Annotated in this window: 24 protein-coding genes; 23 read left to right on the forward strand and 1 reads right to left on the reverse strand. The window is 44.9% G+C overall.

What is annotated here, in order from left to right; translation table 11 throughout:
* Nucleotides 1–108: 108 nt before the first annotated feature.
* Nucleotides 109–912, reverse strand: coding sequence for an inositol-1-monophosphatase (gene suhB, locus AB4517_RS15495; RefSeq protein ID WP_017062520.1), 804 nt, complete (start codon nucleotides 910–912; stop codon nucleotides 109–111).
* A gap of 181 nt (nucleotides 913–1,093) precedes the next feature.
* On the opposite strand from suhB, the gene trmJ reads away from it, so the two are divergent.
* The 23 genes from trmJ to urtB all read left to right on the forward strand — a co-directional run bounded on the left by trmJ (nucleotide 1,094) and on the right by urtB (nucleotide 24,657).
* Nucleotides 1,094–1,822 (forward strand): tRNA (cytosine(32)/uridine(32)-2'-O)-methyltransferase TrmJ, encoded by a 729-nt coding sequence (gene trmJ, locus AB4517_RS15500; RefSeq protein ID WP_372148631.1) that lies wholly within the window; start codon nucleotides 1,094–1,096, stop codon nucleotides 1,820–1,822.
* Nucleotides 1,823–1,938: 116 nt separating this feature from the next.
* Nucleotides 1,939–2,460 (forward strand): Fe-S cluster assembly transcriptional regulator IscR, encoded by a 522-nt coding sequence (gene iscR, locus AB4517_RS15505; RefSeq protein WP_010440512.1) that lies wholly within the window; start codon nucleotides 1,939–1,941, stop codon nucleotides 2,458–2,460.
* Nucleotides 2,461–2,487: 27 nt separating this feature from the next.
* A complete protein-coding gene (locus AB4517_RS15510) occupies nucleotides 2,488–3,702 on the forward strand; it encodes an IscS subfamily cysteine desulfurase (RefSeq protein ID WP_010440514.1) in 1,215 nt (404 codons plus the stop codon).
* 33 nt (nucleotides 3,703–3,735) lie between these two features.
* A complete protein-coding gene (gene iscU / locus AB4517_RS15515) occupies nucleotides 3,736–4,113 on the forward strand; it encodes a Fe-S cluster assembly scaffold IscU (protein ID WP_004735094.1) in 378 nt (125 codons plus the stop codon).
* A 98-nt stretch (nucleotides 4,114–4,211) separates the two neighbouring features.
* Nucleotides 4,212–4,535, forward strand: a complete 324-nt coding sequence (gene iscA, locus AB4517_RS15520; protein WP_010440519.1) for an iron-sulfur cluster assembly protein IscA — start codon at nucleotides 4,212–4,214, stop codon at nucleotides 4,533–4,535.
* An 84-nt stretch (nucleotides 4,536–4,619) separates the two neighbouring features.
* Entirely contained in the window at nucleotides 4,620–5,135 is a 516-nt protein-coding gene (gene hscB, locus AB4517_RS15525) for a co-chaperone HscB (protein WP_010440522.1), read from the forward strand.
* A 22-nt stretch (nucleotides 5,136–5,157) separates the two neighbouring features.
* A complete protein-coding gene (gene hscA, locus AB4517_RS15530) occupies nucleotides 5,158–7,008 on the forward strand; it encodes a Fe-S protein assembly chaperone HscA (RefSeq protein WP_017062518.1) in 1,851 nt (616 codons plus the stop codon).
* A gap of 20 nt (nucleotides 7,009–7,028) precedes the next feature.
* A complete protein-coding gene (gene fdx / locus AB4517_RS15535) occupies nucleotides 7,029–7,367 on the forward strand; it encodes an ISC system 2Fe-2S type ferredoxin (RefSeq protein ID WP_010440525.1) in 339 nt (112 codons plus the stop codon).
* 134 nt (nucleotides 7,368–7,501) lie between these two features.
* Nucleotides 7,502–7,702 carry a Fe-S cluster assembly protein IscX gene (gene iscX / locus AB4517_RS15540; protein ID WP_004740335.1) on the forward strand — a complete coding sequence of 67 codons (201 nt, stop codon included), beginning with the start codon at nucleotides 7,502–7,504 and terminating at the stop codon, nucleotides 7,700–7,702.
* Nucleotides 7,703–7,908: 206 nt separating this feature from the next.
* The gene (pepB, locus tag AB4517_RS15545; protein ID WP_017062517.1) at nucleotides 7,909–9,204 is read left to right on the forward strand and encodes an aminopeptidase PepB; all 1,296 of its coding nucleotides are present in this window, start codon (nucleotides 7,909–7,911) and stop codon (nucleotides 9,202–9,204) included.
* Between the two features lie 106 nt (nucleotides 9,205–9,310).
* Nucleotides 9,311–9,745: a nucleoside-diphosphate kinase gene (gene ndk / locus AB4517_RS15550; RefSeq protein WP_016797173.1), complete on the forward strand. Its 435-nt coding sequence runs from the start codon at nucleotides 9,311–9,313 to the stop codon at nucleotides 9,743–9,745.
* A gap of 441 nt (nucleotides 9,746–10,186) precedes the next feature.
* Nucleotides 10,187–11,329 carry a bifunctional tRNA (adenosine(37)-C2)-methyltransferase TrmG/ribosomal RNA large subunit methyltransferase RlmN gene (locus AB4517_RS15555; protein ID WP_017062516.1) on the forward strand — a complete coding sequence of 381 codons (1,143 nt, stop codon included), beginning with the start codon at nucleotides 10,187–10,189 and terminating at the stop codon, nucleotides 11,327–11,329.
* 439 nt (nucleotides 11,330–11,768) lie between these two features.
* Nucleotides 11,769–12,725: a cytoskeleton protein RodZ gene (gene rodZ / locus AB4517_RS15560; protein ID WP_017062515.1), complete on the forward strand. Its 957-nt coding sequence runs from the start codon at nucleotides 11,769–11,771 to the stop codon at nucleotides 12,723–12,725.
* A 7-nt stretch (nucleotides 12,726–12,732) separates the two neighbouring features.
* Nucleotides 12,733–13,854: a flavodoxin-dependent (E)-4-hydroxy-3-methylbut-2-enyl-diphosphate synthase gene (gene ispG / locus AB4517_RS15565; protein WP_009848294.1), complete on the forward strand. Its 1,122-nt coding sequence runs from the start codon at nucleotides 12,733–12,735 to the stop codon at nucleotides 13,852–13,854.
* A 70-nt stretch (nucleotides 13,855–13,924) separates the two neighbouring features.
* Nucleotides 13,925–15,193, forward strand: a complete 1,269-nt coding sequence (gene hisS, locus AB4517_RS15570) for a histidine--tRNA ligase (RefSeq protein WP_004735105.1) — start codon at nucleotides 13,925–13,927, stop codon at nucleotides 15,191–15,193.
* A gap of 79 nt (nucleotides 15,194–15,272) precedes the next feature.
* Nucleotides 15,273–15,887: a YfgM family protein gene (locus AB4517_RS15575; protein ID WP_017062513.1), complete on the forward strand. Its 615-nt coding sequence runs from the start codon at nucleotides 15,273–15,275 to the stop codon at nucleotides 15,885–15,887.
* Nucleotides 15,888–15,897: 10 nt separating this feature from the next.
* Nucleotides 15,898–17,058, forward strand: coding sequence for an outer membrane protein assembly factor BamB (gene bamB, locus AB4517_RS15580; protein ID WP_017062512.1), 1,161 nt, complete (start codon nucleotides 15,898–15,900; stop codon nucleotides 17,056–17,058).
* A gap of 158 nt (nucleotides 17,059–17,216) precedes the next feature.
* Nucleotides 17,217–18,698, forward strand: coding sequence for a ribosome biogenesis GTPase Der (gene der / locus AB4517_RS15585; protein ID WP_017062511.1), 1,482 nt, complete (start codon nucleotides 17,217–17,219; stop codon nucleotides 18,696–18,698).
* A gap of 131 nt (nucleotides 18,699–18,829) precedes the next feature.
* Nucleotides 18,830–19,732, forward strand: coding sequence for an alanyl-tRNA editing protein (locus AB4517_RS15590; protein WP_372148634.1), 903 nt, complete (start codon nucleotides 18,830–18,832; stop codon nucleotides 19,730–19,732).
* Nucleotides 19,733–20,021: 289 nt separating this feature from the next.
* Nucleotides 20,022–21,023 (forward strand): sensor domain-containing diguanylate cyclase, encoded by a 1,002-nt coding sequence (locus AB4517_RS15595; RefSeq protein WP_372148637.1) that lies wholly within the window; start codon nucleotides 20,022–20,024, stop codon nucleotides 21,021–21,023.
* A 36-nt stretch (nucleotides 21,024–21,059) separates the two neighbouring features.
* Nucleotides 21,060–21,287: a zinc ribbon domain-containing protein gene (locus AB4517_RS15600; protein WP_017056199.1), complete on the forward strand. Its 228-nt coding sequence runs from the start codon at nucleotides 21,060–21,062 to the stop codon at nucleotides 21,285–21,287.
* A gap of 294 nt (nucleotides 21,288–21,581) precedes the next feature.
* Entirely contained in the window at nucleotides 21,582–22,868 is a 1,287-nt protein-coding gene (gene urtA / locus AB4517_RS15605; RefSeq protein ID WP_017069306.1) for an urea ABC transporter substrate-binding protein, read from the forward strand.
* 160 nt (nucleotides 22,869–23,028) lie between these two features.
* Nucleotides 23,029–24,657 (forward strand): urea ABC transporter permease subunit UrtB, encoded by a 1,629-nt coding sequence (gene urtB, locus AB4517_RS15610; RefSeq protein ID WP_372055855.1) that lies wholly within the window; start codon nucleotides 23,029–23,031, stop codon nucleotides 24,655–24,657.

Consider the following 24,657-nt stretch of genomic DNA (forward strand, 5'->3'; position numbering starts at 1 on the left):
TCTCGTATCTCGTATCGCAGATACAAAAAAGCCTCGCTATAGCTATATAGCGAGGCTTTGGAATTTTTATGCGCCCTTAAAATAGGGAGCGTTAACGTAAGGTCTGAATTACTTCAGCATACCTTCGTTAGCGTTCTCACGAACGTGCTTAAGAATAGACTTAACACCACGTGCGCTTGAAGCAACAACATTACCAGAAGTCATGTAATCAGTACCGCCAGCAAAGTCAGTCATGATAGCACCAGCTTCACGAGCGATTAGATCGCCAGCTGCTAGATCCCATGGCTTAAGGCCAAGTTCTAGGTAACCATCAACACGGCCAGCTGCTAGGTAACATAGGTCAAGAGCAGGAGAACCTGTACGACGGAAATCAGCACAGTCGATGAATAGACCAGAGATGATCTTCATGAAAGATTCAGAGTGTTGTTTTTGCTTGAATGGGAAACCAGTCGCTAGAACAGTACCTTGAAGGTCTTTTAGTTGAGTAACACGCATACGAGCGTTGTTAAGTTGAGCGCCAGCGCCACGTTGAGCTGTGAATAGCTCGTTTAGCATTGGGTCATAAACACAAGCAACTTCTGTACGACCGTTCATGCGAACAGCGATAGATACAGAGAAGTGAGGGAAACCTTTTACAAAGTTGTTGGTGCCATCCAGTGGGTCAACGATCCATTGTACATCAGAGTCTTTACCTTCAGTCAGGCCTTTCTCTTCAGAAATAATGCTGTGCTCTGGGTAAGATGCTTTGATTGTCTCAATGATCATGTACTCAGCTTCTTGAGCAATGTTAGTAACGTAATCGTTGTTACCTTTTAGAGACGTTTCGATCTTATCAGTTGTTTCTAGAGATTTAGCAATATGGTTGCCAGCTTTACGCGCAGCGCGTATCGCAATGTTTAGCATTGGATGCATATGGTTTTTCCCACAAGATGTTAAAGAACAATTTAAAGCGGCGGCGAGTATACCAAAGTTTTACCAAAAGGGAAGTGGTTATTTTTTGAACTCTTGGTTTCACATTCCGCGAAGGGTCTGACCATTTTACTTTGCTATGTGTTAATATCTCGCGATTATTTTTAAAGTGGTGTCATATAGCATGTTAGACAATGTAAAAGTCGTTCTGGTTGGTACGTCTCATTCGGGAAATATCGGATCAGCAGCTCGCGCAATGAAAGTGATGGGTTTGAGTCAATTAGTTCTTGTAGACCCTCAATGTGAAGTTGACGAGCAGACCTTAGCACTGGCTGCTGGTGCAGGTGACATCGCAGAAAACGCGACTATTGTTTCTACTCTTGAAGAAGCAGTAAGAGACTGTGGTTTGGTTGTGGGTTCAAGTGCTCGTTCTCGTACGCTTGAATGGCCAATGCTTGAGCCTCGCGAGTGTGGTGAAAAGTTTGCGGTTGAAGGTCAGAAGCACCCAGTAGCATTAGTCTTTGGTCGTGAGCGTACTGGCTTGACTAACGATGAGCTTCAGAAGTGCCACTTCCATGTATGTATCCCAGCTAACCCTGAATACAGCTCGCTAAACCTAGCAATGGCAGTGCAGACTCTGAGCTACGAAGTGCGTGTAGCTCACCTTGATATGGTCGCTAGCCAATATCAGCCACAGCAACAAGATGAGTACCCTCGTCACGAAGAACTAGAAATGTTCTATGAGCACCTTGAAAAAGTGATCATTGATACCCAATTTATCTCTAAGGATAAGCCAGGTCAGGTGATGAATAAACTACGTCGTCTGTTCAGTCGAGCTCGTCCAGAGTTGCAAGAGATCAACACTCTACGCGGCATTTTGACTTCAATTGAGAAGAGCAAAAACGACAAATAAAAACCACACAAACCCTAAGGGTGAATACTTGACTAAAATAGTCAACTAAATACTTGACCAATTTAGTCAGGTATGGGAAGATTCCAACCACATAAACAATGTGGATTCGGTGTGATATGAAACTTACATCTAAAGGAAGATATGCGGTAACAGCTATGCTAGATGTAGCACTGCATTCGCAAAAAAGCCCAGTTCCTCTGGCTGATATTTCAGAGCGACAGGGCATCTCATTATCTTACTTAGAACAGCTATTTTCTAAGTTACGTAAAGCTGGCTTAGTTGCTAGTGTTCGTGGTCCTGGCGGTGGTTACCGTTTAGGTGCTGAAGCGAGCGACATCGCTGTCGGAACTGTAATTGCTGCAGTAGACGAATCAGTTGATGCAACTAAGTGTCACGGTCGAGCAGATTGCCAAGGTGGTAGTCGTTGTTTAACTCACACTCTTTGGCGTGATTTAAGCTCCCGAATCAGCAGCTTCTTAAATGACATTACGCTCGGTGAGCTAATGAAAGATAACGAAGTTTTAGAGATTTCTGATCGTCAAGATATCGATCTTGCGGTTAATAATGGTTTTGCACATAAAAATACGAGCACTACAACGATTAGTGCAGCACCTCACGGTGTTAATGCCCGCTCTTAGCGGTCAGTTTTTACATTGGAGTAGAAAATGAAACTGCCTATTTACTTTGACTATTCAGCTACATGCCCAGTCGATCCACGTGTTGCTGAAAAAATGGTTCAGTGCATGACGATGGACGGTAACTTCGGTAACCCTGCATCTCGTTCACACCGTTACGGCTGGCAGGCAGAAGAATCAGTAGATAATGCTCGTGAGCAAATTGCCGATCTACTAAATGCAGACCCACGTGAGATTGTTTTCACGTCAGGTGCTACAGAGTCAGACAACCTTGCTATCAAAGGTGCAGCGCACTTTTACGAGAAGAAAGGTAAGCACGTAATCACGTGTAAAACAGAACATAAAGCGGTTCTTGATCCATGTCGCCAACTAGAGCGTGAAGGTTTTGAGGTGACTTACCTTGAGCCTGAAGCAAACGGCATCATTGATTTAGACAAGCTACAAGCAGCAATGCGTGAAGATACGGTTCTTGTTTCTATCATGCACGTAAACAACGAGATTGGTGTAATCCAAGATATCTCTGCAATCGGCGAATTATGTCGTTCACGCAAGATCATCTTCCACGTTGATGCGGCTCAGTCTGCGGGTAAAATCCCACTAGATGTAAAAGAGATGAAAGTTGACCTTATCTCTCTTTCTGCACACAAAGCATACGGCCCTAAAGGCATTGGTGCTTTGTACGTTCGTCGCAAGCCACGTATTCGTCTTGAAGCACAGATGCACGGTGGAGGTCACGAACGTGGTTTCCGTTCTGGTACGCTTGCTACTCACCAAATCGTGGGTATGGGTGAAGCTTTTGCTGTCGCTAAACAAGACATGCAGAAAGATTATGACCACGCACTAGCACTTCGCGAGCGTCTATTGAAAGGGGTTCAAGATCTAGAAGCAGTAACGGTAAATGGCGACTTAGATCAACGTGTACCACATAACCTAAACGTGAGCTTTGCTTTCGTTGAAGGTGAATCTCTGCTTATGTCTTTAAAAGACTTAGCGGTATCATCAGGTTCTGCATGTACATCAGCGAGTCTTGAGCCTTCATACGTTTTACGCGCTCTTGGCTTAAACGATGAACTGGCACACAGCTCAGTACGTTTTTCATTCGGCCGTTTCACTACGGAAGAAGAAATCGACTACGCGATTGCACAAATCCGTGTAGCAGTAAATAAATTACGCGACATGTCTCCTCTATGGGATATGTATAAAGAAGGGATTGATTTGAACACTGTTGAGTGGGCTCATCACTAATCTCACGAAAATAGAGGATTCGAGGTAACTATCATGGCATATAGCGAAAAAGTAATTGATCACTACGAAAACCCACGTAACGTAGGTTCGTTTGATAAAGAAGATCCAAGTGTAGGTAGCGGCATGGTTGGCGCACCAGCTTGTGGTGACGTAATGAAACTGCAAATCAAAGTATCTGCAGAAGGTATTATTGAAGACGCAAAATTCAAGACTTACGGTTGCGGTAGCGCAATCGCTTCTAGCTCACTAGTCACTGAGTGGGTTAAAGGTAAAAGTATTGATGAAGCAGCTGCTATTAAAAACTCTGAAATCGCAGAAGAGCTAGAGTTGCCACCAGTGAAAGTTCACTGTTCAATTCTTGCTGAAGATGCAATCAAAGCAGCGGTTGCGGATTACAAAAAGAAGCACTAATCGTTTCTACAACGTAATCACTTCAAAAAAGTAATATTTGGGAGCACCCTTTGTGCTCCCCCTGAGTTCTCAATTTATATAAAACACAAGGTTGTAGTATGGCCATCACCATGACAGATACGGCAGCAAGCCGAGTTCAAGCTTTCCTAGATAACCGAGGTAAAGGTATCGGGTTGCGCTTAGCGGTAAAAACTACTGGCTGTTCGGGTATGGCTTATGTACTGGAATTCGTTGACGAGCTCAACGAAGAAGACGAAGTGTTCGAGCATTCAGGTGTTAAGGTCATCATTGATCCAAAGAGCCTAGTTTACCTAGACGGTACTGAGCTTGATTACGTAAAAGAAGGCCTAAACGAAGGTTTTGAATTCAACAACCCTAACGCGAAAGGCGAATGTGGTTGTGGTGAGAGCTTCAATGTATAAACGCCTCAATCGTTGAGAGTTTATAATGAGCGAAGAATAAAATTAGGCTCTAAGTAAAGAGCCTAAACTTAGGACCACCGTTACATGAATCATTTCGAATTATTTGGGCTACCACTTCAGTTTCAACTGGATGGTAGCCTTCTTTCTTCTCAGTTTAGAGATCTGCAACGCCAATTCCACCCTGATAAATTTGCCACGGCTTCTGAGCGAGATCGCTTGCTGGCTGTGCAAAAAGCTGCGCAAATCAATGATGCGTACCAGGTGTTGAAAAATCCAGTCAGCCGCGCTGAATACCTGTTAGTTCAACATGGTGAGGATATTCGTGGTGAGCAGCAGACTATGCAAGATCCTATGTTCCTGATGGAGCAAATGGAATTGCGTGAAGAGCTGGAAGATATCGCCGACAGTTCTGATCCTGAAGATGCTTTGTTTGCATTTGAAGGAAAGGTTAGCAAAATGTATAAACAACAATTAAGCGCTATCCAACAAGAACTCGACAGCGAAGCTTGGTTAGAAGCTGCAGACCGAGTAAGAAAGCTTAAGTTTATTGCAAAATTAAAGAATGAAATCGAGTTAGTTGAAGATCGTTTGATCGGCTAGTTCGTATAACAAGGACACATCCATGGCACTACTTCAGATTGCAGAACCAGGGCAAAGCGCCGCTCCTCACCAGCACAAGCTTGCAGTGGGTATTGATTTAGGTACAACAAACTCATTGGTTGCGTCAGTGCGCAGTGGTGAGGCAAGCACGCTTGTTGATCAACAAGGTCGCAGTATTCTCCCTTCCGTTGTTCACTATCAGTCAGAGTCGTACACCACTGGTGATGAAGCGCGTGTAAATGCACAAACTGATCCTAAAAATACCATTATCTCAGTTAAGCGATTAATCGGTCGTTCACTGTCAGATATTCAACAGCGATACCCATCTCTGCCATATCAGTTTGAAGAAAGTGATAATGGCCTGCCTGTGATTAACACAGCGCAAGGAAATAAGAACCCAATTCAAGTATCTGCAGATATTCTTCGTGCACTCGGTCAACGTGCTGAGTCGACGTTAGGTGGTGAATTGGCTGGTGCCGTGATTACCGTCCCTGCGTACTTTGATGATGCACAACGTGCAGGTACCAAAGACGCAGCGCAACTTGCTGGTCTTCATGTGTTACGTCTTCTTAATGAACCCACTGCAGCCGCGATTGCTTATGGCTTGGATTCAGGTAAAGAAGGGGTAATCGCTGTTTATGACTTAGGCGGTGGTACGTTTGATATCTCTATCCTACGCCTGTCTAAAGGTGTCTTCGAAGTTTTAGCAACCGGTGGTGACTCTGCATTAGGCGGCGATGACTTTGACCATTTAATTGCGGATCATTTCCAAGAGCAAATGGGCTTGTTAGAGCTGACAGCAGAACAGAACCGTATTCTTCTAGACGCAGCAACAGAAGCGAAGATTGGCTTATCTGAAGCTGAAAGCGTTAATGTTGAAGCACTAGGTTGGTCTGGCTCTTTAACTCGTGAAGAGTTCGAAGAGATCATCAAGCCACTAGTTAAGAAAACGCTGCTTTCGTGCCGCCGAGCACTGAAAGATGCGGAAGTTGACGCGGATGAAGTACTAGAAGTCGTGATGGTAGGTGGTTCAACTCGTACCTTACTTGTTCGTGAAATGGTCGGTGGCTTCTTTGGTCGTACTCCATTAACCAGTATTAACCCTGATGAAGTGGTTGCGATTGGCGCATCGATTCAAGCGGATATCTTAGTTGGCAACAAGCCTGACTCTGAGATGCTGCTATTGGATGTTATCCCTCTGTCACTGGGTATCGAAACCATGGGTGGCTTAGTCGAAAAGATCATCCCTCGTAATACCACGATCCCAGTTGCTCGTGCACAAGAGTTTACCACGTTCAAAGACGGTCAAACTGCAATGACAGTACACACCGTGCAAGGCGAGCGTGAGATGGTTGATGACTGTCGTTCACTGGCTAGATTTGCTCTGAAAGGCATCCCGCCGATGACTGCAGGTGCTGCTCATATTCGTGTTACTTACCAAGTGGATGCTGATGGCCTGCTATCGGTTACCGCAATGGAGAAGAGCACTGGCGTTCAAGCTGAAATCCAAGTTAAGCCTTCTTACGGTCTAAGCGACAACGAAGTGGCTAGCATGCTGAAAGATTCGATGACGTTTGCAAAAGAAGACATGCAAGCGCGTGCTCTTGCTGAGCAACGCGTAGAAGCGGATCGCGTTATCGAAGGCCTTATCGCTGCAATGCAAGCCGACGGTGACGAGCTACTTGATGAGCAAGGCAAACAACAACTTGTTCAAGCGATTGAAGCACTGATTGAAGTGCGTAATGGCGACAACGCTGATGCTATTGAACTAGAAATTAAGAATACCGACAAAGCGAGCCAAGACTTTGCTTCTCGTCGTATGGATAAATCAATTCGTGCTGCACTGTCAGGTCAGTCAGTCGATAATATTTAATAGTTAGAGAATAGATAAACATGCCAAAGATTATTGTTTTACCTCACGAAGATCTATGTCCAGAAGGCGCTGTTTTAGAAGCAAAAACTGGTGAGACGGTTCTTGATGTTGCACTGAAGGCCGGTATTGGTATTGAACACGCATGTGAGAAATCGTGCGCATGTACAACATGTCACGTTGTGATTCGTGAAGGTTTTGATTCTTTAGAAGAGAGTGATGATCTAGAAGACGACATGCTAGATAAAGCATGGGGCTTAGAGATGGAATCTCGCTTGGGTTGCCAAGCTAAAGTGGCTGATACGGATCTTGTTGTAGAGATTCCAAAGTACACGTTGAACCTGGCTTCTGAAGACCATTAAGAACCTGTTCTCAGTCATGGCTAATACAGCGATGACTGAGAGAGTTATTGCTTAGACAATCATACTAAGAAAACTGGCCTAGAATATAGATCATAAAGGTGACAGAGCGTCGCTAATAAATATAAGGAAGTGTTATGAGCTTGAAGTGGATTGATTCGCGAGACATCGCAATTGAGCTATGTGATTTGTACCCTGATACTGATCCTAAAACGGTACGTTTTACCGATCTGCATCAATGGGTGCTAGACCTTGAAGAGTTTGATGACGAGCCTAACCACTCGAATGAAAAAATCTTAGAGGCTATTATTTTGTGCTGGATGGATGAGATGGATTAATCCTCTTATCTGATGATTTGGTCGCGGGTTGGCATCAGTCCAATATAAAACGCAGCCAAGTTAACAATTCTTACTAAAAAAAGCGGACCTTATGGTCCGTTTTTTTATCAAAATGACATTTTCCTCCTACATAATGCTAACATCAGTGCGCTAATAAAAAATAATCAGAATCACACTCTCGAAGTGGTTCATGACAAGGAGAAATCATGTCTACACAGATGTCAGTATTTTTAAGTCAAGAAGCTGCCCAGCCTCAGTGGGGAGCAAGAGCTATTTTATCGTTCTCAGAAGCGGGAGCGACAATTCACATTGGTGAAGGCCACGATCTAGGCGCAGTTCAACGTGCGGGTCGTACGCTTGACGGACAAGGTATCGCATTCGTTTCACTTCGTGGTGAAGGTTGGGATCTAGAAAGCGTTTGGGCTTTCTACCAAGGCTACCGTGGACCAAAGAAAAAGAATGCATTGGAATGGGATGCACTTTCAGAAGCCGATCAAACTGAGCTTGAAGCTCGTATTCGCGCAACTGACTGGACGCGTGACATTATCAATAAAACCGCTGAAGAAGTGGCACCTCGTCAACTTGCGACAATGGCTGCAGAATACATCAAGTCAGTGGCACCAGCGGGCACTGTTAAAGCGAAGATTGTTAAAGACAAGGATCTACTAACCGAAGGTTGGGAAGGCATCTACGCGGTCGGCCGTGGCTCTGAGCGTACATCAGCAATGCTGCAACTGGACTTCAACCCAACAGGCGATGAAAACGCACCTGTATTTGCTTGTTTAGTCGGTAAAGGTATTACGTTCGATTCGGGCGGTTACAGTATCAAGCCAGGCCAATTCATGACAGCGATGAAAGCTGACATGGGTGGCGCAGCAACGATTACTGGTGGTTTAGGTCTTGCGATTGAACGCGGTCTTAACAAGCGCATCAAGCTTATTCTATGTTGCGCAGAGAACATGATCTCTGGTCGCGCATTGAAGCTTGGCGATATCATTACCTACAAAAACGGTAAAACAGTTGAGATCATGAACACTGATGCGGAAGGTCGCTTAGTGCTAGCTGATGGCCTGATGTACGCAAGTGCACAAAGCCCTGAGCTGATCATCGACTGTGCAACGCTAACAGGCGCGGCTAAAAACGCATTAGGTAACGACTACCACGCACTATTAAGCTTCGATGATGAGTTGTCTCACCAAGCGCTAACAGCGGCAAACCAAGAGAAAGAAGGCTTATGGCCACTGCCTCTTGCTGATTTCCACCGTGGTATGTTGCCTTCAAACTTTGCTGATCTTTCAAACATCAGCACAGGCGATTACACACCGGGTGCAAGTACAGCAGCGGCATTCCTTTCTTACTTTGTAGATGATTACAAAAAAGGTTGGATTCATATGGATTGCGCGGGTACTTACCGTAAGTCAGCAAGTGACAAGTGGGCGGCAGGCGCAACGGGTATGGGCGTTCGCACACTGGCTCGTCTTCTTATCGACCAAGCAAAATAATAATAAGGGTGAGCGGTATTTTGTGCCGCTCATTCATAAAGCTCAGATCGAAAGATCTCAGTAATTTCAGTATTTAATAACAAAAAAATGAAGTGAAGGAATCCCTATGGCTCTAGAAAGAACGTTCTCAATTGTTAAGCCGGATGCAGTTAAGCGTAACCTTGTTGGTGAAATCTACCACCGTATCGAAAAAGCAGGCCTAGAAATTATTGCTGCTAAAATGGTTCGTCTTACTGAAGAGCAAGCGAGTGGCTTCTACGCTGAACACGAAGGCAAAGAGTTCTTCCCGGCTCTTAAAGAGTTTATGACTTCTGGTCCTATCATGGTTCAAGTGCTTGAAGGCGAAAACGCTATCGCTCGTTACCGTGAGCTTATGGGTAAAACAAACCCAGAAGAAGCGGCATGTGGCACTATCCGTGCTGACTACGCAATCAGCATGCGTTACAACTCAGTACACGGCAGCGACAGCCCTGAGTCTGCAGCTCGCGAAATCGAATTCTTCTTCCCAGAATCTGAAATTTGCCCACGTCCAGCTCAATAATCGGCACTGCAAATTATTCTAAAGGCTTCACCTCGGTGAGGCCTTTTTTGTAAGTGGATTTTACGCTCTCGATAATCAATTTAGTCGTCATTCTCGAAAGCGACGAAGGAGCGTAATCGGGAATCTGTTTTTGTTATTGGAGATTCCAGATACTTCGTTCCTCAGTTCTGGAATGACGGGGAACTTTGGAGCAACCATCTCGTGGTAAATATTATCGAGCAATTGGTGATTATTTACGTCATTCCCGAAAGCGACGAAGGAGTGTAATCGGGAATCTTTGTTTAAATTGGGTAATCTCAGGTCGATAAATACAATTGTTCAAATTTTAATCGCTTAAGTTTGAATGTCTTAATAAACACAGGGTTTTACAATGCTTGTTGAAGTTGCGTAAAGCCTGTACAATTCGCGCCCTTAATTATTGTTCCGTCATTGAGAGGCATCATGACCACAGCTAAAGTCAATCTACTCGATTTTGATCGTAAAGGTCTTCGTAAATTTTTCACAGAAGAACTGAATGAGAAAGCGTTTCGAGCAGAGCAAGTGATGAAGTGGATTTATCACTTCGGTGTCGATGACTTCGAACAAATGAATAACATCAACAAAAAGTTACGTGAGAAACTTCAACGTCGCTGTGAGATTGTTGCACCTGTTGTTTCTGAAGCTCAACACTCTTCAGATGGCACAATTAAATGGGCGATGAGCGTTGGCGACCAAGACGTTGAAACGGTATACATCCCAGATGGTGACCGTGCGACGCTATGTGTATCTTCACAGGTTGGTTGTGCACTTGAATGTAAGTTCTGTTCTACAGCTCAACAAGGCTTCAACCGTAACCTAAAAGTTTCAGAGATTGTTGGCCAAATCTGGCGTGCATCTCGCGAAATCGGCCTAGAAAAAGAAACCGGTCGTCGTCCAATTACTAACGTTGTAATGATGGGTATGGGCGAGCCTCTATTGAACATGAAGAACCTAATGCCATCATTAGAAATCATGCTTGATGATCTAGGTTTCGCACTGTCTAAGCGTCGTGTAACCGTATCAACTTCTGGTGTTGTTTCTGGCCTTGACCAAATGACAGACAACATCGATGTCGCATTGGCTATTTCTCTACATGCGCCAAACGATGCACTACGTAGCCAAATCATGCCGATCAACGACCGTTGGGATATCCAAGACTTCCTAGCATCTGTTCGTCGTTACATTGCATCTTCAAATGCTAACCGCGGTAAAGTAACGGTTGAGTACGTGTTATTGGATCATGTGAATGATGATATGGACCACGCACGTGAACTTGCTGAGCTAATGAAAGAGACGCCTTGTAAGATCAACTTGATTCCATTCAACCCTTACCCGGGGTCGCCTTATAAGAAGCCAAGCAACTCTCGTATTGATCGCTTCCAAAAAACGCTGATGGAATACAACTACACAGTAACCGTTCGTAAGACTCGTGGTGATGATATTGATGCCGCGTGTGGTCAGTTAGTCGGTGATGTGATTGATAGAACCAAGCGTACTAAAATGCTTAAAGCAGCCTCTGAAGCGAACTTGATTGCCGGTGGTGTGATTGAAGTAAAAGCGGTATAAAACGCGATTAGAACCTAAACAAGCCAGAAGTCTTACTTCTGGCTTGTTGCTTTTCTGGGGTGCAGTTTTTGATTTTTCGACTTCTTGCCCACGCTTTCTTACATTTTTCGTCAAATTTTGGACAAAACCATGAGCTGACGGTAAATTTTGTTTAAAGTGTTTTTGCCTTGTAATGGCATTAGCTTATGATTAACTAATCTTAAATTAATTTAAGTGCTCGCTTGCTACTGATCATCAATATGTCTATTTAGGTTGGCTACTTGATAAACTAGCTTCCTGAGAAGGTCATCCATAATAAATGAATGATGTTCGCCTTTAAGGGTTGATGATTTAGATAGCAGGAAAAATTCCACATAACGTGGGTTGTTAGATTGAGCTTAAACGACAATAAGAAAACGCTCTCCTCAACCTGCGATAATACTTTAGAAGTTCACTCTCTATGAACACAGAACAAGATACACAAGCGCAAGAAAACGTAGCTCCAGCTTTGGAAGCGGGAACGCTGCTTAAGAACAAACGAGAATCTCTTGGTTTAACGCAAAAGCAGATTTCTGATCGCTTGAAACTTCGCGTTACTCTGATCCAACAAATTGAAGAAAACCAATTCGAGTCAGATCAAGTGGCGACGTTTATGCGTGGCTATATTCGTTCATACGCGAAATACGTCAATCTTGACGAAAAAGTCGTATTGAGTGCGCTGCATCATGCCGGTGATGCTCAGCATCAAGAGCAAGAAATGCTGAGTTTTTCTCGTAAGACCAAAACCGAGAAGCACAACAGCCGTATTATGATCCTGACTTGGAGCATTTTTGCGGTCATTGCGGGTATCTCCTCACTTTGGTGGTGGCAGAACCAACAGCAAGACACCCTATCTCAATCTTTAGCGAATACTGAAAGCTCAGAAGAGCTAGCGGTAGAAGAATCACTTGCCCCTGAATTCACCTCTTTAGAAGTGATTGAAGCTGAACAAAACGAAGCGGGTGCTTCTGTTGTTGAAGGTGCTGAAGGCCTTGCTGCGATAAGCGATGCGGAAGAAAGTTCAGATGCTGTTACTCCAGCTGACGAAACTTCTGCACAACAAACAACAGAGACTGAACCAACTGCTGAAGCTGCTGCGAATGCAGAAACGGTTGAAGCTAGCACGGCTCCTGAAGCTGTGGCTAACGAACTAGTCATGCAGTTCACCGCTGATTGCTGGATCCAAGTAAAAGATGCAACGGGTAAAACCTTGTCGACTGGCATCAAAAAAGCAGGTCAGTCGTTAAATCTATCAGGAACTGCGCCATATAAAGTGATTCTAGGTGCGCCAGAAGGCGTATCAATGACATTTGCAAGTGAACCTGTCGACCTTTCTGGGTATACTTCAGGCAAAGTAGCTAGAATAACCTTACCTTAGAGTTAATATGCAACACGAATCTCCTATTATTCGTCGCAAATCAACCCGTATTTATGTGGGTGATGTGCCGATCGGTGATGGTGCACCAATTGCTGTGCAATCCATGACCAACACAAGAACAACAGATGTAGCCGCGACCGTTGCTCAAATTAGAGCTCTGGAAAAAGTTGGCGCTGATATCGTTCGCGTATCTGTACCGACTATGGATGCAGCTGAAGCCTTTAAGCTAATCAAGCAGCAGGTCTCTGTTCCTTTGGTTGCTGATATTCACTTCGACTACCGTATCGCACTTAAAGTGGCGGAATACGGCGTTGACTGTCTGCGTATCAACCCAGGTAACATCGGTAACGAAAGCCGTATCCGCTCAGTTGTTGATTGTGCACGTGATATGAATATTCCGATTCGTATTGGTGTTAACGGCGGTTCTCTTGAGAAAGAGATCCAAGAGAAATACACAGAACCTACAGCAGAAGCGCTTGTTGAATCAGCAATGCGTCACGTAGATATCCTAGACCGTCTGAACTTTGATCAATTCAAAGTCAGCGTTAAGGCGTCTGATGTATTCCTAGCAGTCGGTTCTTACCGTTTGCTGGCTAAGCAGATTGATCAACCTCTTCACCTTGGCATTACCGAAGCGGGTGGTGCGCGTGCTGGCTCTGTGAAGTCAGCGGTAGGTTTAGGTATGCTTCTTTCTGAAGGTATCGGCGATACGCTGCGTATCTCGCTAGCGGCTGATCCGGTTGAAGAGATCAAAGTTGGCTTTGATATTCTTAAATCTTTGCGCATTCGTTCGCGTGGCATCAACTTCATTGCGTGCCCGAGCTGTTCTCGTCAAGAGTTCGATGTTATTAACACCGTTAATGCCCTTGAAGAACGCTTAGAAGACGTGATTACTCCAATGGATGTGTCAATCATCGGTTGTGTGGTTAACGGCCCTGGTGAAGCAGAAGTGTCTCACTTAGGTTTAGCCGGTAGTGCTCGTAAGAGTGCCTTCTACGAAGACGGTAAGCGTCAGAAAGAGCGCTTCGACAACGATGACCTTGTCGACAAACTTGAAGCTAAGATTCGTGCAAAAGCGTCAGTGCTTGATAAAGCAAATCGCATTGATGTAGAAAACTTAGAAGATTAATACAACGCGATGGGGTGTGATTGTCTATTCGCACTAACACCTGGTTGTGAGAAATTACGGAATAAATACTGTGGCTAAAAATATCCAAGCAATTCGAGGCATGAACGACTGCCTTCCAACTCAATCACCACTGTGGCAGAAAGTAGAAAGCGCAGTTAAAAGCGTGGTGAGCGCATACGGTTACAACGAAGTACGTATGCCTATCGTTGAAGAAACAAACCTATTTAGCCGTGCAGTTGGTGAAGAGACAGACGTTGTTTCTAAAGAGATGTACACCTTTGACGACCGCAATGGCGATAGCCTAACGCTGCGTCCAGAAGGCACAGCAGGTTGTGTTCGTTCATGTATTCAAAATAGCCTTATCAACCGTGATGAACAGCGCCTATGGTACATGGGCCCTATGTTCCGTCACGAGCGTCCTCAAAAAGGTCGTTACCGTCAATTCCACCAATGTGGTGTTGAAGTGTTTGGTCTAGACGGTCCAGACGTTGACGCAGAACTTATCATGATGACAGCACGTCTATGGCGTGAGCTAGGTATCGATAAGCACGTTCGCCTAGAGCTGAACTCAATCGGTTCTCAAGAAGATCGCGTAAGCTACCGCACTGCGTTAGTGGCTTTCCTTGAGCAACATATTGATGTGCTTGACGAAGACTGCAAACGTCGCATGCACACTAACCCTCTACGTGTACTTGATACTAAGAACCCTGATGTTCAAGCTATCTTAGGTGACGCACCTCGACTATCTGAATATCTAGGTGAAGAATCGAAGCAACATTTTGCTGGTTTGTGTGAACTTCTTGACGCTGTTGGTATCGAATACCAAGTTAATGAGCGTCTAGTACGTGGCCTAGATTACTACAACCGCACTGTATTTGAGTGGATCACAGACAGCCTTGGTGCTCAAGGTACAGTATGTGGCGGCGGTCGTTACGATGGTCTTGTTGAGCAACTAGGCGGCAAAGCAACCAATGCAGTTGGCTTCGCAATGGGTCTAGAGCGTCTGGTTCTGATGATGGAAACGCTAGAGCTAACAGAAGTTCGTCGTAGCGTTGATGTATACGTAGTTGCTGCTGGCGAAGGTACTATGATCGCGGGCATGCAGTTAGCGAATCAATTACGCGACACCGTTGAAGGCGTGCGTGTAATGAACCACTTCGGTGGTGGTAACTTCAAGAAGCAATTCAAACGTGCTGACAAAGTAGGTGCTGTTGTGGCGCTGGTACTTGGTGAGAACGAAGTTGCTGACAATACAGTTGTGCTAAAAGATCTGGTTGGCGGCGAGCAAGAAACCGTGTCTCAAACGGAAGTTGCAGAGAAAGTTGCTGCGCTAATCTAATTAGCCATTGAGCAAACGCTCATAATGAATACTAACGTCAGCACTATGCTGGCGTTTAAAGAATTAAAGAGGACAGGAAGTGGAACTTTACGATAGCGAAGAGCAACAAGTTGAAGCCATTAAAGATTGGTGGAAAGAGAACGGTAAAGCCGTAATCTTTGGTGCGGTTATTGGTTTAGGTGGTCTATTTGGCTGGCGCTATTACCAAGATTCAGTAGTTGAAGCGCGTGAAGCAGCTTCAGAAAGCTACACCTCTGTAATTTCAGCTCTTGATGTTAAGGGTGTTGATGCTCAATCTGATATTCAAGCTTTCATCGACGCAAACAAAGATGCTGAGTACTCAGTACTTGCTGCTATGCAACTAGCAAAAGTACAAGTACAAGCAGGCGATCTAGCGGCGGCACTTGAACAGCTCGAGTGGGCAAAATCGGCAACTAAGGACGCGGCACTTGCGCCACTACTTACTTACCGTGTTGCACGTATTAAAGCTGAGCAAGGTGAATTTGACGCAGCACTGACTGATCTTGCTGCTATGACAGACGAATCTTGGAAAGGCCGTGTCGCTGAACTGCGTGGTGATATCTCACTTCGTAAAGGCGACACAGACGCAGCATACAGTGCTTACACAGAAGCACAGCAAGCTGTTGACGCTAGCCAAACGCTTCAAATCAAACTTGACGACCTAGCTAAATAAGGCGCTTTGAATGAAGAAGATGTTTCCAAAAGCGGCGTTGTGTGCGATTGCTCTTGGCCTACTAGCTGGCTGTGCGGGTGAAGAAGACACCGTAATCATGGCTCCAGTCCCAACGGTAAACAGCGAGTTCACTCCTAGTCAGGAATGGTCTACGTCGGTTGGTGATGGTGTTGGTCACTACTTTTCAAAACTAACGCCAGAATTGGCTTACGACAAAGTGTTTGTTGCAAGCCGTGAAGGTATGGTTAAAGCGCTTGATCCTGATACAGGTAAAGCGCTGTGGAAAGTCGATCTTGAGAAAGACGTATTGGCTCGTTTATCGGGTGGCTTAACGGCGGCTTACGGTAAAGTTTTTGTTGGTTCTGAAAATGGCGAAGTGATCGCACTGGAAGAATCGACCGGTGAAGAGCTGTGGCGTGTATCAGTCAATGGCGAGGTGCTTGCATCCCCAGCAACTGATAGCAACATGGTCATTGTTCATACCAGTCGCGGTATGTTGATCGCGTTAGATCAAGCAAGCGGTGAACAAAAATGGACCATCAGTACGGAAGTACCAAGCCTAACACTGCGTGGCGATAGCTCGCCTGTTGCAGTTTCTGGTGGTGTATTCTGGGGTACAGCAAATGGTCGTCTAGCTGCGGCTATCGTTGATCGTGGTCAGCTTATTTGGCAACAGCCAGTAGGCACACCAAAAGGTGCAACGGAAATTGATCGTTTGGTTGATGTTGATGCATCTCCAATTGTTCTTGGTGGCACCCTGTATACCGTAGGTATCAATGGTCAGCTGATTGCTATCGACCTTCGTTCTGGTAAGCCAATTTGGAAACGTAACTACTCATCAGCGATTGATTTAGCAAGTGATGGTAGCCGTTTGTTCGTTGTTACCGACAAAGACCATGTGGTTGCGGTTGATGCGCGTAGTGGTACTGAACTGTGGAGCACTCCATTGTTAGAAAACCGCTTACTGACAGCACCTGCTATTATTAATGGTTATGTAGTCGTGGGTGATACTGAAGGTTATCTGCACTGGTTGGATCGTTCATCGGGTGAGTTTGTTGCTCAACAGCTTGTCGATGATAGCGGCTTTGCGGTTGCACCAATTGAACTGCCTGAAGGCTACTTAGTGACGACTCGCAATGGCGATGTAAAGAAACTAACGATTAGCCAATAAAAGCGTGATATAATTCACAGTCGGCTCCTGGTTGGTAACAGCCAGGAGCCGTTTTGTTGTTAAAAATTAATAAACCGTGTGGTTATAGGTAAGAGTTTAAACTTGCGAACAAGTGCTTACCTATAACTACATTTAGAGAAGAAATTGTAGAGGTTGTTATGGTACCTGTTGTTGCTCTAGTAGGGCGTCCGAACGTAGGTAAATCTACGTTATTTAACCGATTGACTCGAACTCGTGATGCATTGGTTGCGGATTTCCCTGGCTTAACGCGTGACCGTAAATACGGTCATGCTCATTTTAGCGAGCATGACTTTATTGTTATTGACACTGGCGGTATCGACGGTACTGAAGAAGGTGTTGAAACTAAAATGGCTGAACAGTCGCTAGCGGCGATTGATGAAGCTGATGTCGTTCTATTTATGGTAGATGGCCGTGCGGGTCTAACACCTTCAGACGTGGCGATTGCTAAGCACCTACGTCAACTAGAAAAGCCTTCAATGCTAGTAGTAAACAAGGTTGATGGTATCGACCCTGATGCTGCAAGTGCTGACTTCTGGCAACTAGGTGTAGAAGACATGTACCAAATCGCTGCGGCGCATGGTCGTGGTGTTACTGCACTTATTGACCTTGCTCTTAACCCATTCGCAGAAGCGCTAAAAGCTGAGAATGGCGAAGTAAGCGACTTAACTGAGTTTGAAGACGAAGAAGAAGAGCAGGTTGAATTTACAGAAGAAGAAGCTGAAGCAGAATTCAAGCGTCTTCAAGATCAACCGATCAAACTAGCGATCATTGGCCGTCCTAACGTAGGTAAATCAACGCTAACGAACCGTATTCTTGGTGAAGAGCGTGTGGTTGTTTACGATATGCCAGGTACGACTCGTGACTCTATCTACATCCCAATGCAGCGTGACGAGCGTGAATACGTTCTAATCGATACTGCGGGTGTTCGTCGTCGTAAAAACATCAACGAAACGGTAGAGAAGTTCTCAGTGGTTAAAACACTGAAAGCGATTGAAGATGCTAACGTTGTATTGCTGCTTATCGATGCTCGCGAAAACATCTCTGATCAAGATCTAAGCTTGCTAGGCTTTGCGTTGAACGCTGGTCGTTCAATTGTTATTGCCGTAAACAAGTGGGATGGCCTAGATAACGACGTTAAAGAACGCGTTAAGAAAGAGCTAGACCGTCGCTTAGGCTTCGTTGATTTCGCACGTATTCACTTTATCTCTGCACTTCACGGTACAGGTGTTGGTCACTTGTTTGAGTCTGTACAAGAAGCTTACAAATCAGCGACTACTCGTGTTGGTACTTCTGTGCTAACTCGTATCATGAAGATGGCGACTGATGATCACCAACCGCCTATGGTTCGTGGCCGTCGTGTGAAACTGAAATACGCGCACGCTGGTGGCTACAACCCACCGATTATCGTTATCCACGGCAACCAAGTTCGTAACTTGCCAGATTCATACAAACGATTCTTGATGAACTACTACCGTCGTTCACTAGAAATCATGGGTACACCTATTCGCATTCAATTCCAGAACAGCGAGAACCCATTTGAAGCTAAGACAAACAAGCTGACAATTTCTCAAGAACGTAAACGTAAGCGTATGATGAGCATGGTTAAAGGTCGTAAGTAAACCTTTCCAATAGATTTGATACCCGAGCCTGTCTCGGGTATTTTTTTAAGCAAAATTCACGTTAAGCCATAACAATATGTTTTTATCATCATGGCTTAACGAATCAGACTAGATTCCAAAAGAAGAACGATATGACTACTAGCGATTTGATTACACCAGCGTCAGCAATCACACCAACCATCACTCAATTTTGTCATCAGGCTTGGCAGCTCAATGCTAAAGCGCAGTACGTTGAAAGCGATGACAGCAAAACTTACCTGATCACCGACGTGACACCTTTCCACCCAGTGAGTCATATTTGGCCCGATCATCCTGCAGACCAAGGCTTTGTGAATGTTGGTGACGTGCAATTTCCCGTTGAAGACTGCCTTGTTGGTGCTATAGAACAATCTACTGGCAAGCTTCATATCGCAGCAGATATCCCTGTTAAGCGTGATACGGAAGGGTGGGCGTTTGTTGTTGTCCACCAGCTACCTACATCTGCTTCTATGATTAAGGTTAACGACGAAGTCGTGTTGTCGGTTGATAAAGAGTACCAAGCCAGTTTGAGCCGTGGTCACAGTGCTGGCCACATCGCTTTCCTAGCCTTGAATAAAGTATTGGCTGAGAGCTACTGGCGTAAAGATGCGGACAGAAAAGATCCGCTTGGCAGTTACGACTTCAATAGTTATGCACAAGTGACGAGCTTTGTGACTCCAGAGCTGTGTACCGATAAGTATCGCTTAGGCAAAACCCTGAAGAAGCGCGGTTTGAACGTTGCAGACATGCTAGCAAATCTTGATGACATCGAAGCTGATATCAACCAAATGCTTGCGGGCTGGCTTGCAGAGCCGACGCCAGTCGCAATGCGACTGGAAGGCGAAGCATTAACAGACTCTCGTTATTGGGAATGGCAGTTGGATGCCGACACTTTAGTGTCTATTCCGTGTGGTGGTACTCACATTGAGAACACCTCAGAGCTTAAGGCATTGTCCGTTAAGTTAACCCAGTTAGATGACCAGCATATTGAAATGCTGACGCATGTAATTCGATGATCTAGACTACATATCGAAATGGCTTGTGCTGTTTGTTTTGTTTTTGCATGTAACTTTTAATATAAATGACTGTTTAAAATTGAAATGCAGCACATGTAACTTATGCTTTCGGTGTGTGGTGATATAAATATTCTTTTTGGGGTAGATCGCTGATCAAAATAGATAAAGCGAAAGATCAACCTATGATCTTCGATTGTGTGTCGTACTAATTTAGTGTGTTATTATTAACCAATAACAAGCTTGCATAAGAACAAGTTGTACCCGATTACACAATTGAAAGCCTTAGTGAATGGAACAACAATTTTTATTAGAAGGTCATCGAGCCGTCAATAGCTTGCTACGGAAGCTTGCGCTTGGGATGGATCGCAAAGATTTAAATCACAAGATTATTCAGCTTACCGAGCAGCTTTTTGGGCAGCGCATGGCTTCAATTCTACTGCTCAACTCAGAGTCTAAAACGTTACACCTTGAATATGCCCCAAACCTGCCTGATTTTTACAATCAACAGATTGAAGGGGTAGGAATTGGTGCGGGGATAGGCTCTTGTGGCGAGGCAGCTGCGCTTAAGAAAGCAGTGATGATCTCCAACATAAATGCACACCCAAACTGGGCACCTTTTCTGGCCCTCACCAATCAAGCGAATTTGCATGCCTGTTGGTCGGTCCCCATTATCTCGTCACGCGGTAATGTGTTGGGTACCTTCGCTATTTATAGTCAGTACATCTCTGAACCACATGAATTTGAGCTCGAGATCTTAGAGCTACTGGCTTCCCTGTATTCGGTAGCACTAGAGAAGTTTGAGCTGGAGAACCAGCTAAACTTTTTCGCTAATCGAGATTCTTTAACCCATTGCTTGAATCGTCGCGCATTGTTTAATGAAGCGGAGAAAGTGTTGGCCAAGCGATGCTTTTCTGAAAAGGTGATGGCGTGTTTGTTTGTTGATGTCGATAAGTTCAAATCGATAAATGATACCTATGGCCACAGTTTCGGTGACGATGTGCTGTTGGCGGTTGCCGAAGTTCTTGATGAGGCAACCACAGCATGTGCCAAGATAGGCCGTTATGGTGGCGATGAGTTTGTGGTGTTCTCTTGCTTTGATGATCAAGAAAGCGTTGTTAGCTTCTACCACAGCTTAGAGAAAGCACTGCAACAAGCGCTTTATATCAATGATGTGCAGTTCTCAGTGAGTGTTGGGTTGTCTTGTGAGAAAGATCCTCAAGGATTAGACCAGTTGATCGCACAAGCTGATAAGAACATGTACCAAATCAAGCAAGCGAAGTCTCAGCGGTAGTAGATTGTAAAAATAGTAGTGAATTAGGAAATGCTAATGAGTGAAAATATCTGCCCTAAGTGCCAGTCTGAGCTAGCTTGGGATGGCAAGTATCATTGTGAAAGTTGTCAGGCTCACTTTACTAAAGTTGGGTTTTGCCCTGAGTGCAGCAGCCAACTTGAGAAGCTTCAAGCCTGTGGTGCGGCGAGCTATTTTTGCAACGGTGATTGCAACGAGTTGAAATCAAAGTCGAGAGTAAAATTCGAATTTCAACCTGCGGAATAGCCTTAAACTACATGGTTTGAACGACCATCGGTGATGTTATACCAGAGACTCAATACTAAAGTGTTGGGTCTTTTTTGTATCTGAAGAACAGGAATGTGTCATCTTGGTTCATTCCCACCGTCACTGCACCAGTATGAAACATAGTTACATGGTTGCTATGCACTCTATTGGTGTGAGTTTCTTTTAAATTCTATTAATACAATTACTTATAAATAATTTCGTTGGTTTATAAGTTTGGCACTCTTCTTGTAACTCTGTAATTGAATAACAAAAATACAATTATGGAGTAATATCATGAACAAGGTGTTCAATTTATCGCTAGCTGCACTGTGTACAACACTTTCATTTTCTTCTGCAACAGTGTTTGCTGCTGATGAGACCATCAAGGTCGGTGTTCTACACTCACTCTCTGGCACCATGGCGATCAGTGAGACAACGCTAAAAGATACCGTGCTAATGCTCATCGAAGAGCAGAACAAAAAGGGCGGTTTGCTTGGTAAGAAGCTAGAGCCTGTCGTGGTTGACCCTGCGTCAAACTGGCCGCTATTTGCTGAGAAAGCGCGTGAGCTTATCGAAAAAGAGAAAGTGGATGTGGTGTTCGGTGGTTGGACGTCGGTATCACGTAAATCCATGCTACCTGTCTTTGAAGAACTCAACAGCATCCTTTTCTACCCAGTACAGTATGAAGGTGAAGAGTCTTCTAAAAACGTTTTCTACACCGGTGCCGCGCCAAACCAACAAGCGATCCCAGCAGTGGATTACTTGATGGAAGAGCTTGAAGTCGAGCGCTGGGTACTTGCAGGTACCGATTACGTTTATCCACGTACAACCAATAAGATCTTAGAAGCCTACCTAAAAGATAAAGGTGTCGCAGAAGAAGACATCATGATCAACTACACGCCATTTGGTCACTCTGATTGGCAATCTATCGTTTCAGACATCAAAAAGTTCGGTGAAGCTGGCAAGAAAACCGCTGTGGTTTCTACTGTAAACGGCGATGCGAACGTACCTTTCTATAAAGAGCTAGGCGCTCAAGGCATTTCATCTGAAGACATCCCAGTTATTGCATTCTCTGTTGGTGAAGAAGAACTGTCAGGCATGGACACAGAACCATTGGTTGGTCATCTAGCGGCATGGAACTACTTCATGAGTGTTGATACTGAAGCTAATGAAGAGTTCGTTGAAACGTGGCAGTCGTTCATCAAGAGTGAAAAGCGTGTCACCAATGACCCAATGGAAGCGCACTATGTTGGCTTCAATATGTGGGCTCAAGCGGTCACTAATGCGGGCACAACCGATCCTGAATCTGTGCAAGATGCCTTGATTGGCGTGTCTGTACCTAACCTTTCTGGCGGCTACTCTACCATGCTGCCAAACCACCACATTACTAAACCAGTCCTGATCGGTGAAATCCAAGGCGATGGTCAATTCGATATCGTTTGGGAAACCACTGGACTAGTGGCGGGTGATGCTTGGTCGAGTTACTTACCTGAATCGGCAAAACTGTTCTCTAGCTGGTCGAAGCCATTCTCATGTGGTGCGTTTAACGTCGAAACGAAGAAGTGTTCTGGCGGTAACTAGATCGTCAATTCAGGAATATTGAGCCTTCCGGTTTGGGAAGAACGCGTCTGTTTAACGGGCGAAGCGAACGGAAGGCTCATCGTTTCAGGTAACAACCACTATCCACACATCCTCCAAGTAAAAATAACAATATCTAACTTGGTTGGTTAAGGAAGCAGGGATGAAAAACGTATTAAACGTATTTAAAGCGCTGTTGCTCATGGCAGTCAGTGCTCAGTTGGCTTTTGCTGGAATAACGGATGAAGCTAGCTTTACCAAGGCGCTAGTTGGTAAGAAAACATCGGATAAAGAATTAGCTATCGATTGGGTGATTGAGACGCAAACGGAAGATGTGTCGAAAGCTATTTTAGATGGCTGGTTAAACGGAAACCTTTACTACTTCAATGAGAAACAGAGCGAGCAGTACAAACAGCTCTACCTCATTCAAAGTATCAAAACAGCGACGTCAGCTCAGTCAGTATGGGATGATTCAACGCTTAATATCGAGAATGCGAGACAGTTTAAAAAGGTTCGTGTGAATAACAAACTTCGCGGGATATTACGCGGGGAAATAGCCTCGATTGGACTGAACAGCGGCAACCCTGATGTGCGTTATAAGGCGGTTTTGGATTTGTTAGGAACCAAAGACGCTGACATTATCGAACGACTAACTGAACTCAGAGCCAATGAATCAGATGGCAAAGTAGCTGAGCTAATGGATTTGTCGTTAGCGATTGCCACTTCTCTTAATAACAGTGCCACCATTGAAGATCGTGTGGCTTCAATTGAACGAGTTGGCGACTTCAAACACTCGGTGGTTCTGAAAACACTGAACCAACTACTGAACAGTGAGCAAGATCCAAGCATTACCGCTGCAGCAGAACGTGCGATGGATAGCTATCAACAAAGCCAAGCACTCTATTCGGGTGTAGAAACAGTATTCTTCGGTTTGAGTTTAGGCTCGGTATTGGTACTGGCAGGCATTGGCTTAGCGATTACCTTTGGTGTGATGGGCGTTATCAACATGGCTCATGGCGAGCTGATCATGATTGGCGCTTACACCACCTACGTATTGCAGTTGTTGATGCCGAATCATATTGGCCTAGCGCTGATACTTTCCATTCCAGCGGCATTCATTGTTTCTGGCTTAGTGGGCATTGCGATTGAGCGAAGTGTGATTCGTCATCTTTATGGTCGCCCATTGGAAACCTTACTCGCGACCTTTGGTATTAGCTTAATCTTGCAGCAGGCTGTTCGTTCTATTTTCTCTCCTTTGAACCGCTCAGTGAGCACGCCTGAATGGATGTCTGGCGCACTTCAATTGAACCCAATGTTGTCCCTGACTTACAACCGACTTTATATCATTCTCTTCTGTGGTTTGGTATTTATGGGCTTATTAATGGTTCTGAAAAAGACACCACTAGGTTTGCAGGTTCGTGCGGTTTCTCAAAACCGTGGCATGGCTCGTGCGATGGGTATTCGTTCAGAGCGAGTTGATGCGATGACCTTCGGTTTAGGCTCTGGCGTTGCGGGTGTTGCAGGCGTGGCACTGTCTCAACTGACCAACGTTGGCCCTAATATGGGACAGGCGTACATCATCGATTCTTTCATGGTGGTGGTGTTCGGCGGAGTAGGCAACTTGTGGGGAACATTAGTCGCAGGCTTAAGCCTTGGTTTGTTCAATAAAATTTTAGAACCATGGGCTGGTGCGGTTCTCGCCAAGATTTTGGTACTGGTTTTCATCATTCTATTTATTCAAAAACGCCCACGCGGACTCTTCCCGCAACGTGGTCGTGCGGCTGAAGGTTAA

This window comes from Vibrio sp. 10N.222.52.C3 (genome assembly GCF_041474195.1).
GTDB lineage: Bacteria > Pseudomonadota > Gammaproteobacteria > Enterobacterales > Vibrionaceae > Vibrio > Vibrio crassostreae_C.